The 18,423-nt window shown below is 42.2% G+C and carries 12 protein-coding genes; 9 read left to right on the top strand and 3 right to left on the bottom strand.

Features of this window, described 5'->3' with window-relative positions; translation table 11 throughout:
• Positions 1–169: 169 nt before the first annotated feature.
• Positions 170–1,630 (top strand): hypothetical protein, encoded by a 1,461-nt coding sequence (locus G5B30_RS01910; RefSeq protein WP_165318260.1) that lies wholly within the window; start codon positions 170–172, stop codon positions 1,628–1,630.
• A 119-nt stretch (positions 1,631–1,749) separates the two neighbouring features.
• Here G5B30_RS01910 and G5B30_RS01905 read toward each other — a convergent pair whose 3' ends face one another.
• Both G5B30_RS01905 and uvrA read right to left on the bottom strand, forming a co-directional pair.
• Positions 1,750–2,436, bottom strand: coding sequence for a M15 family metallopeptidase (locus G5B30_RS01905; protein WP_165318259.1), 687 nt, complete (start codon positions 2,434–2,436; stop codon positions 1,750–1,752).
• Between the two features lie 112 nt (positions 2,437–2,548).
• Positions 2,549–5,395 (bottom strand): excinuclease ABC subunit UvrA, encoded by a 2,847-nt coding sequence (gene uvrA / locus G5B30_RS01900; protein WP_165318258.1) that lies wholly within the window; start codon positions 5,393–5,395, stop codon positions 2,549–2,551.
• 267 nt (positions 5,396–5,662) lie between these two features.
• Here uvrA and G5B30_RS01895 point away from each other — a divergent pair, with 267 nt between their 5' ends.
• The 6 genes from G5B30_RS01895 to G5B30_RS01870 all read left to right on the top strand — a co-directional run bounded on the left by G5B30_RS01895 (position 5,663) and on the right by G5B30_RS01870 (position 16,072).
• Positions 5,663–6,232: an RNA polymerase sigma factor gene (locus G5B30_RS01895; RefSeq protein ID WP_165318257.1), complete on the top strand. Its 570-nt coding sequence runs from the start codon at positions 5,663–5,665 to the stop codon at positions 6,230–6,232.
• A 171-nt stretch (positions 6,233–6,403) separates the two neighbouring features.
• A complete protein-coding gene (locus G5B30_RS01890) occupies positions 6,404–7,570 on the top strand; it encodes a FecR family protein (protein ID WP_165318256.1) in 1,167 nt (388 codons plus the stop codon).
• Positions 7,571–7,765: 195 nt separating this feature from the next.
• The gene (locus tag G5B30_RS01885) at positions 7,766–11,179 is read left to right on the top strand and encodes a TonB-dependent receptor (RefSeq protein WP_240903064.1); all 3,414 of its coding nucleotides are present in this window, start codon (positions 7,766–7,768) and stop codon (positions 11,177–11,179) included.
• 7 nt (positions 11,180–11,186) lie between these two features.
• Complete coding sequence (locus G5B30_RS01880; RefSeq protein ID WP_165318254.1) at positions 11,187–13,169, top strand: RagB/SusD family nutrient uptake outer membrane protein; 1,983 nt, start codon at positions 11,187–11,189, stop codon at positions 13,167–13,169.
• Between the two features lie 20 nt (positions 13,170–13,189).
• Entirely contained in the window at positions 13,190–14,548 is a 1,359-nt protein-coding gene (locus G5B30_RS01875; RefSeq protein WP_165318253.1) for a DUF4959 domain-containing protein, read from the top strand.
• 42 nt (positions 14,549–14,590) lie between these two features.
• On the top strand, positions 14,591–16,072 hold the full coding sequence (locus tag G5B30_RS01870) for a metallophosphoesterase family protein (protein ID WP_165318252.1): 1,482 nt from the start codon (positions 14,591–14,593) through the stop codon (positions 16,070–16,072).
• On the opposite strand, the gene G5B30_RS01865 is transcribed toward G5B30_RS01870, so the two are convergent.
• Positions 16,069–16,485, bottom strand: a complete 417-nt coding sequence (locus G5B30_RS01865) for an OsmC family protein (protein WP_165318251.1) — start codon at positions 16,483–16,485, stop codon at positions 16,069–16,071. The genes G5B30_RS01870 and G5B30_RS01865 overlap by 4 nt on opposite strands.
• A gap of 159 nt (positions 16,486–16,644) precedes the next feature.
• Here G5B30_RS01865 and tpx point away from each other — a divergent pair, with 159 nt between their 5' ends.
• Both tpx and gmd read left to right on the top strand, forming a co-directional pair.
• A complete protein-coding gene (tpx, locus tag G5B30_RS01860; protein WP_165318250.1) occupies positions 16,645–17,142 on the top strand; it encodes a thiol peroxidase in 498 nt (165 codons plus the stop codon).
• 79 nt (positions 17,143–17,221) lie between these two features.
• Positions 17,222–18,376 (top strand): GDP-mannose 4,6-dehydratase, encoded by a 1,155-nt coding sequence (gene gmd / locus G5B30_RS01855; RefSeq protein WP_165318249.1) that lies wholly within the window; start codon positions 17,222–17,224, stop codon positions 18,374–18,376.
• Positions 18,377–18,423 lie beyond the last annotated feature (47 nt).

Here is an 18,423-nt window from a genome sequence, read left to right as displayed (position 1 = left end):
GACGGTTATAAGAGGAATAGGGAGTATGAAAAAGTTTTATTTCTTCTGTGTTATTTATTTTTTCATGAAATGATTTTTATTCTTTTTTTAAAGAAATAAAATAATATATTTGTTATATATTAATATTTTTTAACTTATTAAATAATTTATTCACAAAAACAATTATATTATGAGCTATTTATTATATTTTGAGCAAAGATGGTTCTTTGCTTTTATGCTGACACTGAGTATTGTATCGTGCGGTAAAGATCGAATCCCCATTGAAGAAAAAGACGAATTGTATACGTTAAATTTTAAGTTTGAGGGATTTACGGCGACGAAGCAGCCGTTGAATGCAGCTTTTAAGCATTCTTCAAGGAAATTAGCGTCTACCTCGGGAGATGTGGAAACACCGGGTTATCTTTATTTCTGGGCTTTTAATCAGGGTAGTCTATATCCTGATATTCAGATACCTTCAGGAAGACAGACCGTGATTACCTATAATCAGGGTATAACCCCGGGCAACTTTGTGAGTTCAACGTATACTTATACGGGGTTTGAGGCGGGTAAAGCGCTCAGTTTTCAGGGGGCAGAAGAAATTATTTTTGAGATGCCTATCAAGGGTGTCCAGCAGATTACCAACCTAGGCTTTGATATAGGAAGCTCTGGCAAAGGCCCTAAAGACTTTGAGTTGTATTATAGTATAGATGGAGAGAATTATTCGGTACTCCAGCAGGTCAACCAATTTGAATCGGCTACAGCTAATGCTAAGAATTCTTTTATATATGATTTGCAGGAAAAGGCAATTTTTGCCGATCGGTTGTGGATTAAGATTATTCCCCAGGCCGGCGATCGTATGGGGGGTGATGAATTCAATCGCGGTATGGGCACTTGTCGTTTGGATAATTTCTACTTGGAGGGAATTTATGATAGGAGTCAAGCGAATCAAATGTCAAAGCTGTATTATTTTATCTATCACCGTGAAAATAAAGATATTTATCAGATTGGTGAAGTGAATGAGGAAGACCTCGCCGACTTTGCGCTTCAATTGCCTTTCGGGACCTATGACTTGATGTTTGTGCTCAACCAGTCTGACTTTGATCTGATCCTGTCTTCCAATCCTGAAAATTGGACAAATGTGTTCGTTGGGAACTATTTTTCGAACGGAAATGCCATGGTATACGGAGTGGTTGATCAGATTGAGGTGATGCAGGATGAGAGTTTTACATTTACTTTAGATAGATGGTATAGCCAGGTCTCCTTTGCGTTTACTGACACTGACTTAAGTCTGGCCGATCGGATAGTTGTCCGACCATTACATGCCCCCTTTTATTTTGTTCCTTGGGGGGAGATGATAGCTGATCCGATGCTGGATGCTACTGAGCTTGTTTTTGAAGAAGGTTTTGCTTCTGAAAAACAAATCATATTTAATCAGTTCTTAGGTCCACTGATAGAGGTAGGGGAGGTTTCTTATCAGCTTGAGGTGTATGCAGATGATCGACTGCTTCGGACCTTCACGGTGGGTGATAATATGAAAAATAATATGCAGCTGACCTTCACGGGAGAATTGATGGAAGATGTAGAAGCCCGGGGTGGTTTCCTTATCGATAAAAATGAAGTTTGGGAAGGCGTAATAGAGGCGGCTTTTTAAAGTAATTAGTCAATAAAAAAATGGTTTGAAAGTTATAGCTGATTTTCAAACCATTTTATGATGCTATTTCCTTTTTCAGCAATCTTCCTATTTCATTGTCTCACCCCACTGCTTGCAAGCTATCGCACTTTAAAATCAAAATAAATTTCCGGAAAGGGCTCGGCTCTGAGGGTATAATGCCACCACTCTTCGCTATAAGGCTGAAAGCCATGACGCATCATAATATTTTTCAGCAACTGACGGTTGGCTTGTTGTTGAGCGGTAACCTGTCGGCTGTCATGATGCGATATTTCACCAAAAAAATCGAAGGGGGCGCCCATATCCAGATCTTGTCCCGTTTGCAGATTGATTATAGTGAGATCGACCGTGCTGCCACGGCTATGCCCCGAATGACTAGCAATATAGCCTAATTGAAACAGCTTGGGTTTAGCCAGATCAGGATAAAAAACCGATTTCATAAGCGTATCGGTTGGTATTCTTGACCATCGGATAAAGTGATTAACAGCGGTCTGGGGTCGGTAGGCATCAAAGATCTTCAGACCAAGCCCGTTTTTATTAAGCTCTTTCTGTACCTTTTGAAGTGCTTGAGTGGCCGGTATACTTAAAATGGCAACGGGCTGTTCGTAGCCGTCTACTCGTCTACCCATAAAATTATAATCACTATAATATCGAATATCGTAAACGATATTGGGTATGACATCGTGTATATACACAAATCCCTTTGGTAGCGTAAGTGTATCGGTCGGTTGGGCGGAGCTGAACAATCCAATAAATAGTAAGCCAGCTATAAGTAAGATTTTTATCATAAAAAAGAATCCTATAATATCCTAATACCGGCTTGCCGGCAGAAAGCTAAGATAAAGTTTTATAGAATAGATTGCGAATTAAGGTTGATCTTTTTTGTTGTACAAACTCGATTTATGATGCCATTTCTTTTTTCAGAAATCTCCCTGTTTCACTGTTTTTTTGCTTGATCAGGTCTTCTGGTGTTCCGGCGAAGAGCAATTCTCCTCCGTTTTTGCCACCTTCGGGGCCCATGTCGATAATCCAATCCGCAACCTTAATGACATCAAGGTTGTGCTCGATGATTAATACCGTATTCCCACGATCCACAAGACGATTAATAACACCCAATAGTACATTGACATCCTCGAAATGAAGCCCTGTTGTGGGTTCGTCAAGGATATAAAAAGTATTACCCGTATCTTTCTTGGAAAGTTCTGTTGCGAGTTTGACCCGTTGTGCTTCGCCGCCTGATAGTGTCGTTGACGACTGCCCTAACGTAATATAACCAAGCCCGACATCTTGTAGTGTCTTAATTTTACGGTAAATAGAGGGTATATTTTCGAAAAAATCCACGGCCTCATCGATGCTCATATCCAATACATCGGAGATGGATTTGCCCCGATAGCGAACCTCCAGTGTCTCTCGGTTATAACGTTTGCCATGGCAAGTCTCGCAGGGTACTTGTACATCGGGTAGAAAATTCATCTCGATAATCTTCATACCTGCGCCCTGACAGGTCTCACATCGCCCCCCTTTGACATTAAATGAAAAACGCCCCGGTTTATAACCACGTATTTTTGCTTCAGGCAGTTGGACGAATAAGGTACGGATATCTGAAAATACACCCGTATAGGTAGAAGGGTTGGAGCGAGGTGTACGGCCGATAGGGCTCTGGTCTATTTCAATGACTTTATCAATGTTTTTCAAACCGCCTACACCTTTATAGGACATTGGCTTAGATTTGGCCCGAAAAAAATGATGGTTGAGAATAGGGTAGAGTGTGCCGGTAATTAAGCTGGATTTCCCTGATCCGGAGACACCTGTGACTAAAATAAGTTTTCCAAGCGGGAAATCGACCGACACATTTTTTAAATTGTTTCCTGTCGCACCGGTGAGCGAAAGGGTCTTTCCGTTTCCAGTTCGGCGTGTTTTAGGGATACTTACCTCTTTTTTACCATTGAGATAAGCGGCGGTGAGGGAGGGTGCCTTTAAAATTTGTTCAGGTTCCCCTTGGGCGACGACTTTTCCGCCATGCACACCGGCAGCAGGTCCCATATCAATGACATAATCCGCATTTAGGATCATGTCTTTGTCGTGCTCGACGACTAAGACAGAATTGCCGATATCTCTTAAATTCTTCAGGGAGCTGATGAGTCGCTCGTTATCCCGCTGATGCAGGCCGATACTTGGTTCGTCGAGGATATAGAGCACATTAACGAGTTGTGATCCGATCTGTGTCGCCAGACGGATCCGTTGGGCTTCCCCACCCGAGAGCGTTTTCGATGATCGATCGAGTGTCAAGTAGCTTAAGCCTACATCCAATAGGAAACCGAGGCGTGTGCGGATTTCTTTCAGAATTTCGGTGGCAATGATCTGCTGTCTTTCATCCATGCGATCTTCGAGACCGATAAGCCATTCTGTTAGGGTGGAGATATCCATGGCGGCCAATTCGCTGATATTTTTGCCGTCGATCTTAAAATGTAAGGACTCCTGTTCGAGCCTCGTGCCCTGGCATGCCGGACAACAGATTTTTGTTCTCAAATCCTCCAGTAGTGGCGAATCATCATTTTGTCTACCATGCATTTCTTCCAGCATTTTCAATAGGCCGGAAAAATTGATCCGGTATTCCCGGGCGCCATATGCACCATAAGAAACCGTAAGTGGAATAGGTTCATCAGCACCAAACAACAGCATATCGATCTGATCTTCGGCAAGTTTTTCCAAGGGAGCAGTTAGGGAAAAATCAAACTTATTTGCAAGCGCTTTGATTACAGCGAAGTTCCAAGATTCGCGATACGGGCCTAACGGAGCGATGCCCCCTTTTTGTATACTGATTTTACGGTCTGGAATGATGATGTTTTTGTCAATCTCAAAAATATAACCTAAACCGTCACATTTTGGACAGGCACCATAGGGCGAGTTGAACGAAAATGTATTGGGTTGCGGCTCGTCGTATGAAATACCGGATTCGGCATCCATCAGATATCGACTGAAAAATTGTTCTTTGGTGTTGTCTCTATTATTGATTTTTATAATACCTTTCGCAACCTTCATCGCCTGTAATACCGATGTATATAGACGTTTTCTGTCCTCCTGTGATACCCTAAGCCGGTCAACGACCACTTCGATATCGTGTACCTTGTAGCGGTCTACCTGCATTTTAGGGATAAGGTCAAGTATTTCTTTGTCCACACGAACTTTGGTATAACCCTGCTTGCGTATCTGTTCAAACAACTCGCGATAGTGACCTTTCCGTCCCTTGACAATCGGAGCGAGTATGTTAACATCATCTCCATTAAAATCTTTCAATAACCTGTCCACAATCTGGTCGTCCGACATGCGTTCCATTTTTTTGCCGGTAACATACGAAAAGGCTTCGCTGGCACGAGCATACAAGAGGCGTAGAAAATCGTAAATCTCCGTAATCGTACCTACTGTTGATCGAGGGTTTTTACTGGTTGTTTTTTGCTCGATAGATATAACAGGACTTAACCCCGAAATCTTGTCGACATCGGGACGCTCCAGTCCGCCAAGAAACTGGCGGCTATAAGCCGAGAAAGTTTCCATGTAACGCCGTTGACCTTCTGCATAGATGGTATCAAAAGCAAGAGACGATTTGCCCGACCCGCTCAGACCAGTGATTACTACCAGCTCATTTCGGGGAAAGGATACATCTATATTTTTGAGATTGTGAACACGGGCACCAAAAACTTCTACTTCTTGCTGATCTCCTAAATCTACTGCTCTTGTCTTAGCCATCTTATTTATTTTTTGCAACCTGCAAATTTACGGAAATAAAACGTCTTTTATACGTCCTATTAAGTTTGCATTTCTAAGAAGACTTATCTATCTTCGGATAATTATAAACACATGCTAATTTATTGTTGCAGCAAAGTTTTCTTTATATTACCATACTGTTATCAAATTTATTTTGACCTCTGGTGGTGTTGATGAACAAAATAAAATTTATAGTTTTGAATTGTTGCCTAGGTAATTTTTTAAACAGATGATAAGGAAATAGATCCAATGGAGTATTCGCAAATGATCGATAATCTAAGAAATGGTAAAGAAAGCGGCTTGATAGCGGTTTATAACCTTTATAAGCGCTCGCTACTTTACTTCTCTTCGCAATTTGTGGACCGAGAGACTTCGGAGGAAATTGTTTCGGATATATTTGTTAAGGTGTGGCGATTAAGGAAAGATTTTGAAACCGAACAAAAATTGAAGGCATTTTTATATATATCAACGAAGAATGCCTGCTTTAACCATTTGAGGAAGCCACAGACCCGATGGAACATGGAAGATATATCGAGCTGGAACGATATATTATTTGAAGATGCCGAGGTGTACACTAAGATTGTCCAGGCAGAATTGTTGGAACAGATTCACAGAGAAGTTGCAAAGCTATCACCGAAACAGCGCGAGGTATTCAATATGACCTATTTAGAGGATATGACGGTAGAAGAGATCGGCAAAAAACTTCGGATTAGTCCTACAGCCGTGTACGTACACCGAACCAGAATGATCGCCTTTCTTCGTAATTCAATAAAAATAAAGGATGCTTTATATATCTTATTTTTTGTATTAGCCTTCTAGTGATATACCTCCTTGTTTAATACCTCTTCTGCATTCATAATGTTGGATTAAGGAAACAGTTGACGGATACTGTGTTTTTATTTTATCGTGATAATCGATCGATTTTGAGTTTTTTAATAAAACTATGAAAGATATCTTTCAAAATGGTGTTTTTATATTAAACACTTGATCATGCACCCTATAGACGATGTTGTCCGGCTTTTGAGAGGTTACCTGAAAGGAGAGATACATCCCGATACAAGCGTAGAATTATATAACCTTTTGAATAAATATCCTACGCTCGTGGAACTTGTCAGGAAGTTGGATAGCGAAGAAAGTCTTAATCGTGCTTTAGAAGATTATAAGCGTTTCGCTAACCAAGAGGCAGAAGAGGATGATATGTTGGCGGGTATATTATCCCGGGTCAGAGAGACAGACAAACCCATGATCGTTCGACGCTATTGGCCAAAAATAGGAATAGCGGCATCTGTGTTCCTCTTGTTATTCATTGGATTTTATGTCTTTAGCAATCGTTTTATCAATAATGACGAGACCGTGGCTTTAGTAGCAGATTTTGATCCCGGTAGCAACAAGGCTATATTGACCACTTCAGACGGTAGAGAAGTAACGCTCAGCTCTTCCTACGAGGGTATTATAGTCGGCGATCAGTTGGTCTATGAGGATGGGTCAGTGCTGTTGAATGAAGAGGAGATAGATATGGATGGAGCTTTGACGTTAACTACGCCGCGAGGCGGTCAATATCAGGTGTCTTTGTCGGATGGAACAAGAGTATGGCTAAATGCCGATAGTAAATTGTACTACCCGCGAGTGTTCTCTGGTAACACCCGTACCGTTCAAATGGAGGGAGAAGCTTATTTTGAAGTAGCGAAAAATGAGCAAAAGCCTTTCATCGTACAGACAAATCGGCAAAAAGTAGAAGTTTTGGGTACACATTTCAACGTCAACGCTTATAGTGAAGAACCTATATCTGCGGTATCTTTGCTAGAAGGAAAGGTAAAAGTATCACTAGCAAACCAAGCTGAAGAGACACTTCTCCCCGGGCAGCAATCATTAGTAAAAAATGATGTTATCTATGTGCAGAAAATAGACATAGCGGAGAGCGTTGCTTGGAAAAATGGAGAGTTTATGTTCAATAATGAAAGTTTAAGCAGTGTCATGCGCAAATTAGCGAGATGGTATGATATAGATGTGGATTTAGCCTCGGACGTCAAGGATATCTCAATATGGGGATCAGTATCTCGCTACGATACATTTGATGAGGTATTACAGGTAATAAAAATGATTGATGAGCATATTCAATTTAAGATCGAAGGGAGGAGGGTTAGCATTATGCGGTAAGCAAAATCTTTAATAATATGCAAGATTTGAAAAAAAGCTAGAGAAGGTGGAGCTTCCCTAGCAGACGGTTCAATTCTTGAAAAATGTACTAAAGCAATAACATTTATAAAACTTAACCAGTCAAAGGTAATGAAAAATTACGTTTTATCCTTTGGGACAAGAAAACGGTTCCCTAAATATGAATATCTACTTATTATGAAGATGATCGTTTTGTTTCTTTTGATTACAGTATCTCAAATACAAGCAGGCGTATTAGCACAAACGGTAACTATCACTAGGAAGGATATGGCCATCGTTGACGTATTTCGTGAGATAAAGAAGCAGACGAGCTATACGGTAATCTGTAATACTGCGATCATCCGAGGAACCCCTGCCTTGGATATTGATTTAAAGAATATACCACTAGATAAGGCGCTGATGACAATCTTAGAGCCGAATGAATTGACCTACATCATGAAGGGGAAGGCGATTGTTATTAAGAAAAAGGCTTCCAAAGCTCCTGAGGTTTTATCGGGGAAAAATAGGCTTACAGCTGTTCAAGAGCAACTGATTACGGGGTTGGTGACCAATACTTCGGGACAACCGCTACAGGGTGTAACGATTACTGTGAAAGATAAAGGCCATCTCAAAACAGGTACAGATCTCAATGGCCGTTTTGTTCTGAATGTCGCTAAAGGAGAGACTATTATCATCTCTCTAGTTGGACATATCACGCAAGAATTGCTGATCGGTGATCAGAAGGAGATTGCTGTAATCATGGAAGAAGATCTCGAGGGCCTTGAGGAAGTGGTCGTGGTAGGTTTCGGAACACAGAAAAAAGAAAGTGTGATTTCGGCTATCACCTCAGTTTCTCCGAAAGATTTAAGAGTGCCCAGCAGTAATCTCACCACAGCTTTAGCCGGGCGTATCGCGGGTATGATTTCTTATCAGACCAGTGGTGAACCCGGACACGACAATGCAGATTTCTTCATTCGGGGTGTTACCACCTTCGGGACGGGTAAAGTTGACCCGCTCATATTAATTGATAATGTAGAAGTCTCTGCAACGGATTTGGCAAAGATGCATCCAGATGATATTCAGAATTTTTCTATTCTGAAGGATGCAACAGCAACTGCTTTATACGGTGCTCGTGGTGCGAATGGGGTGATACTGATTACGACTAAAGAAGGTAAAGAAGGTAAAGCTAAGGTAAGCGTACGTTTGGAAAACTCTTTTTCAGAACCTACTTCTACCATCAAAATGGCCGACCCTATTACATATATGCGTTTAGCCAATGAGGCGGCTTCGACACGCGATGCGCTGGCAAGTACTCCTTACCTGAATAGCAAGATCGACGCCACCATGAATCCTGACCGAAATCAATTTGTATACCCGGCAGTAGATTGGATGGATATGGTCACGAAAGATATAGCCGTAAACCAGAGGGCAAACCTGAACATCTCAGGTGGCGGTACGGTAGCGCGCTATTACATTGCGGGTTCTTTTGCCAAAGACAACGGTATACTGAAGGTGGATCAACGGAATAATTTTAATAGTAATGTCGATTATGAACAATATATGCTCCGATCTAATATCAATATTAACCTAACACCGTCAACAGAAGCTATTATTCGTTTACACGGCACGTTTGATGATTATAACGGACCAATTTCAGGTGGTAGCGATATGTATAAAAAAGTCCTTCAAGTGAGTCCTGTGCGTTTTCCAGCCTATTTCGAACCGGATGAAACGTTTGCTGGAGCGGGCCATATCCTGTTTGGAGGATACGAAGACGACAAATACATGAACCCCTACGCGGAACTGTTGCGAGGCTATCGACAAGAAAGCCGATCTAAGATGATGGCTCAGATGGAGTTGAAACAAGATCTGAGCAATCTGGTGCCAGGGCTTACAGGTAGGGTGTTAGGTAATACCACGCGAATATCGGGATTTGATCTTACGAGAGCCTATGATCCATTTTACTATCAGATCTTACCGGGACAGTATGATAGGTTCACTGATGAATATAGGCTAGCCGAATTAAATCCTACCACTGGAAATGAATATATTGTCTATAACCCAGGATATAAAACTGTACAGAGCTCTTTTTACGGCGAAGCGTCTTTGGCTTATAACCGGACTTTCAATGAAATACATGCCGTCAGTGGGATGGTCGTCGGTATCGCTCGTAATTCGCTAACTGCAAATGCTAGCACCCTTGCGGCTTCCCTACCCCAACGTAATCTTGGTTTATCCGGAAGACTTACGTACGGTTACAACAGTCGTTATTTCGCGGAATTTAACTTTGGTTACAATGGATCTGAAAAGTTTGACAGGGGACATCGCTGGGGTTTTTTCCCCTCTGTGGGTTTGGCATGGTCTATAGATAAAGAAGATTTTTGGAGAGGTGAGCTGAAGGAGGTTATTTCCAAATTGAAATTGCGCGGCACATATGGTCTTGTCGGAAATGATGAGATAGGTTCGCAACGCTTCTTTTATCTTTCAGAAGTCGGCATTGGCGATGGAGGAAATTTCTCTACGGGCTATAATTTCAATGGTATCGACCATAATGGCGTATTGATACGAAATTATGCTAATCCAAACATAGGATGGGAAATAGCCCGAAAGACTAATTTGGGAGTAGAGGTGGGACTTTTTAATGGGAAAATAGATATGATCGCGGATCTATTCCATGAATATAGAACCAATATTCTTCAATCTAGAGCGGATATTCCAGCCGAAATGGGACTCTGGAGTACGCCACAGGTGAATGTGGGTGAAGCACAGGGGAAAGGTATCGACGTGTCTCTGGATTATAAGCACAGCTTAATGGGTGGTGCTTGGTTGGTTGGAAGAGCAAATTTTACATATGCACATTCAACTTATGTGTATTACGAAGAGGCAGAATATTCGCGTCTCAATATGGACTGGTTGTCGAAGAAAGGACATGCCGTCAGACAACAGTGGGGATATGTAGCTGAACGGCTTTTTATAGACGATGCCGATGTCGCAGCTTCTCCCCGTCAGGAGTTTGAAGAATATATGGCAGGCGATATAAAATATAAAGACATTAACGGTGATAATGTTATCAATGAATTGGACAAAGTTCCGATTGGCTACCCGACTATTCCCGAAATAAATTATGGTTTTGGTCTGTCTGCTGGATATAAAAACTTGGATGTATCTATCTTTTTTCAAGGTTCCGGCCGGTCGTCATTTTGGATTGATGCGGCGGCTATGTCCCCTTTTCGGGAATATTCGTCTGGTGGGAAGACGCTCGAAACAGGCTTAGCCCAGTTTATTGCCGACGACCATTGGACAGAGCTGTCTCAAAACCCCAATGCTGCCTGGCCCCGATTGTCGAATAGACTTATTGATAATAATAATCAGCGAAACACTTGGTTCTTACGGAATAATTCATTTTTACGGTTCAAGAGTGCAGAGGTGGGTTATGAACTTCCGAAAAAATGGGTTGAGCGAGCTAAGCTAGCTTCCTGTCGTTTTTATCTAAGCGGCACCAATCTATTGGTGTTCAGTAAATTTAAGGAGTGGGATGTCGAGATGGGGGGTAATGGATTGGGGTATCCGCTTCAGCGCGTTTTTAATTTAGGTGTTAATCTTTCGTTTTAATAAAAACATGAAAAATTCAACTAATATAAGATATACAGGGCTACGCCGTGTCAGCAATCGAATAAACATATATCTGCTGTGGATATTGTCCTTTTATGCAACAGCATGTGGAAATTTTCTGGATGTTATTCCCGACAATATTCCTACTGTTGACCATGCGTTTAAAACTCGTTATCAAGCGGAGGCGTTTCTATATGGTTGCTTCAGTTTTCTCCCTAACTTTGCTGATGCAGGTTCCAACCCTGCGTTGCTCGGTGGTGACGAAACTTGGTATATAGATCCGGTAGATGGTATGAGTCCACGACTTTGGTACATTGCACGAGGGGCACAAGGAACTAACGAGCCTTTGGCCAATTATTGGGCAAGTAAGCAAAATTCAAACGTTCTGAATGGTGGGAGTCCAATTTTTACAGCACTGAGTGACTGTAATATTTTTTTAGAAAATATACATATCCCTTATGACTTAGGCGATGAAGAGCGTAATCGTTGGATTGCCGAAGTCAAATTCTTAAAAGCCTTTTATCATTTTTGGCTATTCAGAATGTATGGACCTATTCCGTTGATCAAGGAAAACCTACCTCTCAGTGCCAAGGGAGAAGAGGCTCAACGATACCGCGAACCTGTAGATGACGTTGTCGATTATATTGTTTCGCTAATCGATGAAGCGATAGAAGACTTGCCTCCTCAGATAGAAGATCAAGCTAATGAATTGGGTCGCCCTACGAAGGCAATCGCATTAGCTGTTAAAGCCCAAACATTAACCCTTGCCGCAAGCCCTCTGTTTAATGGCAATACAGATTATGCGGGTATTGTAGACGAACGGAATATAGAGCTTTTCCCGCAGACGTACAGCCAGGAAAAATGGGAGAGAGCTGCTGCGGCGCTAAAAGATGCGATTGACGCGGCACATGAAGGCGGTCATAAATTGTACGATTTCACAGTAACAAACCCCAGTAATGCGGCACAATTGAATGAGAAAACAATTCTTGCTATGCAGGTGAGAGGAGCAGCTACGGAACAGTGGAATGAAGAGATCATATGGGGAGATTCCGAGACCAATACGTTGGCTTTACAAAGAGCCTGTCATCCTGTCTTCTTTGTTGCGCAAAATGGTGGAGGGCTATACCGGACTTTTGCACCTACTTTACAGGTCGTCGAACAATTTTATACGAAGAATGGGGTACCTATAGAAGAGGATAAAGACTGGGTCGGCGTGGATCCCATGGAGATAAAAGCAGCTACTGCAGCCGATAAATATTATATCCGGGAGAATCATCGTACCATCCAGCTTCATTTTGATCGGGAGGCTCGCTTTTATGGGTCTATTATGTTCGATGGGGGGACGCTCTATGGCAATAGTAGAATTACTTCCGATAATAATATGTGGGTAACCGATCTGCAGGCGGGGAAAGTAGGGGGCGGCGCCAATCCAGTGCAGCGGTATCCTTCGACAGGCTATATCTGTAAAAAATGGCTTCATTTCCGTTCTGCAGTGCCGGATAATAGCAACTCTTTTACGGCCCATCGGTATGCTTTTCCCATTATTCGGTTGGCCGATCTCTATCTAATGTACGCCGAAGCATTGAATGAATCTCTTCCTGCGCCTACAGCGGAGGTGTATAAGTATATTGATGAAGTCAGGGTGCGCACTGGCTTGAAGGGTGTGGTGGAAAGTTGGCAGGATTATGCTATTGATGCGAATAAACCGTTGCGACAGGAAGGTATGCGCGAAATTATTCGACGGGAGCGACTAAACGAATTAGCCTTTGAAGGCGCGCGCTTCTGGGATCTGAAACGATGGAAACTTGCCGAAACATATATGAATCGTCCCGTGCGAGGCTTGAATATTCGTGGCGAAACACCCGAGGATTTTTATCAAGAAACAGAAATATATCCCTTGACCTATAAAAAAAGAGACTACTTGTGGCCCATCAAACAGAGTACACTGCTTACCAACAGGAAATTGGTGCAAAATATAGGATGGAATTAACGGAATGAAAACGCATAGATATGAAAAAGTTAGCATTATATATAGGTGTGCTTGTGTCCGCTCTATTGGAGGGATGTACAGAGATAAAAGATTGGAGCGATCCACAAGATAAAGTGCCTCCAGGTAGCATTACGGATGTACAAGTTGAGAATACAAATGGAGGCGCAATACTGCACTATACATTGCCCGAAGACGAAGACTTGTTAGGAGCGAAGGCTGTTTTTAAATTCAGCGAAAATGAAGAACCTATGGAAGTTTATGCCTCGGCATTCAATAATTCAATTGTTTTAGAAGGGTATGCCAATACCGATGAACATGTTGTTCAGTTGTATGCTGTAGATAAAAGCGATAATTTGTCGGAACCTGTATCGGTAACCATTAAACCGTTGACTCCTCCTGTGACGCTCATACGTCGGACATTAAAGACACAAGAGACATTCAGCGGTGTACGTGCAAGGTGGGAAAACCCTTTAAAAAAGCCTATTGCAATATCGTTGTATACCATTGACCCCTCTGGAGAACGGACGCTTTACGAACGCCATTATTCCAGCGCCGAAAATGGCGGTTACACGTTCAGGAATTTCGAGGCTATTGAGCAGCCCTTCTCTCTTGAAGTGACTGACCGATGGAATCATGTTTCGGCTCCTTTAGACACCCTGCTGACGCCGTTATATGAAACACAAATATTAGGGAAGGTAAATAACACTAACCTGTGGGATTTGTATGATTATGACCACAGTGTCTATAGAGGCGAACTGCTTCAGGCAAATGCTGGATCTCAAGGGGTCTACCGTGGTCGGGTACGGAATCTTTATGACGATAATACATGGGATAATTCTGGCTATTTTTACTATCGACCACCTACAATGAACCAATACGTTCCGGGAGCAAGTACGTCCGCATTCCCATCCCCCAATTATGTGACGTTTGACTTGGGCGTAGCAGCTAAGTATAGCAGATTTAAATATTATACGCGGGGGCGGACACCTTACTATTCCGCTTGGGTGTGGTATGAATTTGAAGTCTGGGGAACAAATAATCCAAAGAAGATAAACGAAATTGGTGACGGCAGTCAGGCGGATAACCTCAAGTACTGGACCTCGTGGCCTGACGCTGGAGGCACCGATGAATGGAAGAACGATTGGGAAAAGCTGGCAGATTGTGAAATTAAGTTTCCTTCAGGAACGCCTGCTAATGCACCACAGGTTGAAAGTGCTGAGGATGTTGCTTTTGTTATGGACGGTTTTGGTTTTGATATTGATCCGAATATGACAGGGAAAGCTTTCCGTTATATACGGTTTGTTCTCAAAAAGAACAATACAGACAACGTTCCTTATATTCAATGGAGCGAGCTGCAGTTCTGGGGTTCATATCAATAGTAAAAGAGCGCATATTTAACCAAAATCACCTGTGTCAAAAAAATGAAAAGGTTTATTCTTATTTTGTTCGTTTTTATTTCGGAATATTCGCTGGTGCAAGCCAACCGGGTTGTGTATCCGTGGCGAGCGTGTCCGGCTATTGTGTTAGTTGGGCAAACAATAGACATCCTGTATGATAATACGACGGATATGCCAGTTGATTCGGTCATTTTGGAAGGCCCTTATAACCGGATGGTTTTGTCGGTTGATAGCGTTAGAAAGGGATGGTTTGAATATGATACTTTTACTAAAGCTGTTGTCAACAATAAAATTCGAATAACTATTCCTGAAGGTACGCCGGAAGAACTGTATGATTTGATCATCAAAAGCAATGGTGAAACGAACATCTCAAAACGATCTGTTAAAGTATTGAAAACCTATCGTAATCCTCATCGTTTTATTCATATCAGTGACCCGCATGTGTCTCGGCAGTGGGTAGGTTCTCCAGAAAATGGCTATGCTAAAGAACTGGAGTTATTGGATCGCTTTATTGAAGTAGCAAATATTATTCATCCCGAATATATTATTGTAACCGGTGATATTATTCATGACTATACACGTTTTGATGCGGACTCACTAGGGTGGGGCGGTACAGTTCGTTCCGGGTTTAAAAATCCTCCCTTGGCAGAGGAGAAATATAAGAATTTCTTTGAGGGGGCACATGGATTTTCGGGGGCGTATGGCTTTGATGCCCCCGTATTTTCTATTCCTGGAAATCACGATTTTTATGGACCGAAAGCAGACGATTTTCCGGCAAAAGCTGCCCAGTGGAATCGGCTGATGGGGAAAAGGACTTATGGGTTTTCCTATTTGGATACACGAATTATTGCTTCGGACGATTATTTGGGAGACCCGCGAATAGATATTCCGGATAAGGCACCCTTGAGCGGACTTCAGGGCATATTATTAGAAAGCTTCCTGAATACCGCCGGACCCGGCAAGATTCGTATACTTGCGCAGCATCGGCACAATCGTGTTGATACTGCCTTTATCAATCGACACAAGATCAATGTCGTGCTTAATGGGCATAGTCACCGTCCACGTGAGGCGTTGGTGGGGACAACGCCAACCCTCAGTATTCGGCCAGGGGCAGTATGCAGGAGTGGCGAGATCGCCAACTGGAAAAAGACCTTGGGTTTCTTTCGTGTGTTTACAATTGATGGTGATACCTTCACGTATTCGAAACCACTTCGGTTCTGTAAAAATCCTACTGCAGCTTATGAAGAGTTAATCATGAATCTGACGTTGAATTTCAAGAAAAGCAATATGGGGGAGTCGACGTCCAATGAAGCTCTAATAAGCAATGGCTTTGATGTTGACTTGCCGAACTGCAACGTGCGATTTGTTATGGCCAAGGGAAAATACAAAATTTCGGAAGGAGTTGTTTATCAGATTATTGAAACTTCAAAATTCTCTGTATTAGATGTACGTGTCGACGTAGAAGCGCTGAGTAATAAAAAGATAAAAATCACAAGACAATTCTAATTCACCTGGATACTGTACGTAATCTCTACTCCTCCAGCAGCGAGCATATCATGTACAGAACAATACTTTTTTACAGCAAGCTCTGCTGCCTTTTGGGCTTTTATCTCGTCAATTTTCCCTTTTAAGGAAAAGCTGATATGTATACTTGTGAAAATGTTAGGCACTTCCTCCCGCCTTTTGCCACTCACCTCGATGTGGATATCATCGATTTCCTGACGTTGTTTTTGGAGGATGGTGGTTAGATCGAGTACACTACATGATCCCAACGCCATGAGCACGAGTTCCATGGGGCGAACTCCTTTTCCTTCGCCTCCAATTGCTTCCGAGCCGTCAATGTGTACTTTGACGTCGGAAAGGTTGCTGGAGGCTTCAAAATGAACGGCTTTATTTACTCTGTTTAGCTCTACTTTCATGTGCTTGTCTTTTATTGTGTAAGACAAACTTAACTATTTTTACGCATCCTACAAGCATAGCTTGTGTTTTAGAAAAATCATTTTTTTAATTATTTCGAACGACCGTCCCTTTTATTTGTTATCTTACTTACCGTTCACTAAACATTAAAACATTACGATATGAGTCAAGTAAAATTTAAAGGAAATACGGTCAATACAGCAGGTGATCTACCTAGCATAGGAACTAAAGCACCCGACTTTTCATTGACCGCTGGTGATTTGTCGCAGAAATCTTTAGCAGATTTTAAGGGTAAGAAAGTAGTCTTAAGTATCTTTCCGAGTATTGATACAGGTACATGTGCGGCTTCCGTACGTGCATTTAACGAGAAAGCAGCTCAATTTGAAAATACTGTTGTCCTTTGCATTTCCAGAGACTTGCCTTTCGCGCAGGAGCGCTTCTGTGCTGCAGAAGGATTGGATAATGTCATCACCCTGTCGGAGTATAAAAATTCAAACTTCTCCGATGCGTACAACGTGAAGTTTGTAGACGGTCCATTGGAGGGATTGTTGAGCCGTTCCGTTATTGTGCTGGATGAGACAGGTGAAGTCATCTATACCGAACAAGTTGCAGAGACTACAAACGAACCGAATTATGATGCGGCTATAGCAGCATTATAGTCGTTCTATAGGTGATTAAGCCCATTTAAAATCACATTATCATGCAATATTATCCGATTTTTTTGGATAATATTGCATTATGAAGGAAACAGAACACCAAAAAGTTGCGCTGATAACAGGTATAACGGGGCAAGACGGTGCCTATTTAGCGGAATTTTTGTTGAAGAAAGGATACCAGGTTCATGGTCTGAAGCGAAGAAGCTCTCTCTTTAATACGGACCGGATAGACCACCTGTATCAGGATCCACATTTAGATCATCGCAACTTTATACTTCATTTTGGTGATTTGACAGATTCGACCAATCTCATACGGATCATTCAGGAGATTCAACCCGACGAGATTTATAATTTGGCGGCGCAATCGCATGTCAAGGTGAGTTTTGACACACCCGAATATACGGCCAATGCGGATGGTATTGGAACGTTGCGAATTTTGGAAGCGGTGCGGTTATTGGGTATGAATCAACGGACAAGAATTTACCAAGCTTCAACCTCCGAACTGTATGGACTGGTTCAGGAAACTCCGCAAAGTGAGACTACACCTTTCTATCCAAGAAGTCCTTATGCCGTTGCTAAATTATATGGATATTGGATCACCGTTAATTACCGGGAAGCTTACGGTATGTATGCGTGTAATGGTATTCTGTTTAATCATGAAAGCCCTATTCGGGGCGAAACCTTTGTCACCCGAAAGATTACACGTGCAGTGGCGAAAATCGCTTTAGGATTGCAAGATAAGATGTTTCTGGGTAATCTATCCGCACAACGAGACTGGGGGCATGCGAAAGATTATGTAGAGGCGATGTGGCTTATTCTCCAACAGGAGAAACCCGAGGACTTTGTAATTGCAACTGGTGTAACGACTACTGTTCGCGACTTCGTAAGACTGAGTTTTGCTGAGTTGGGGGTTGATGTAGAGTTTAGCGGTAGGGGTGAGCAGGAGAAAGGCGTTATCATTGACAAGGATAGCGAGCAGTTGTTGGCGCATGGTTTAAATCCGGACACTATTAAACTTGGTCAGACAGTAGTTAAAGTGGATCCTGCATATTATCGCCCGACGGAAGTGGATCTACTCATTGGAGACCCACGTAAAGCACAGGAGAAATTGGGTTGGAAGCCTCAGTATGATTTACAGCGGCTGATTGCGGATATGGTGTTTTCCGATCTAAAGCTTATGCGTAAAGAGCAATACCTTAAAGACGGAGGGTTTGACATTTTAAATTATTTTGAATAATAATTATCCATTTGGAATAGTTTTTGTTACGTGATTGTTACAAATGC

It is taken from the genome of Sphingobacterium sp. SGG-5 (assembly GCF_011043525.1).
GTDB lineage: Bacteria > Bacteroidota > Bacteroidia > Sphingobacteriales > Sphingobacteriaceae > Sphingobacterium.
This window is presented reverse-complemented; position numbering and strand designations above follow the sequence as displayed.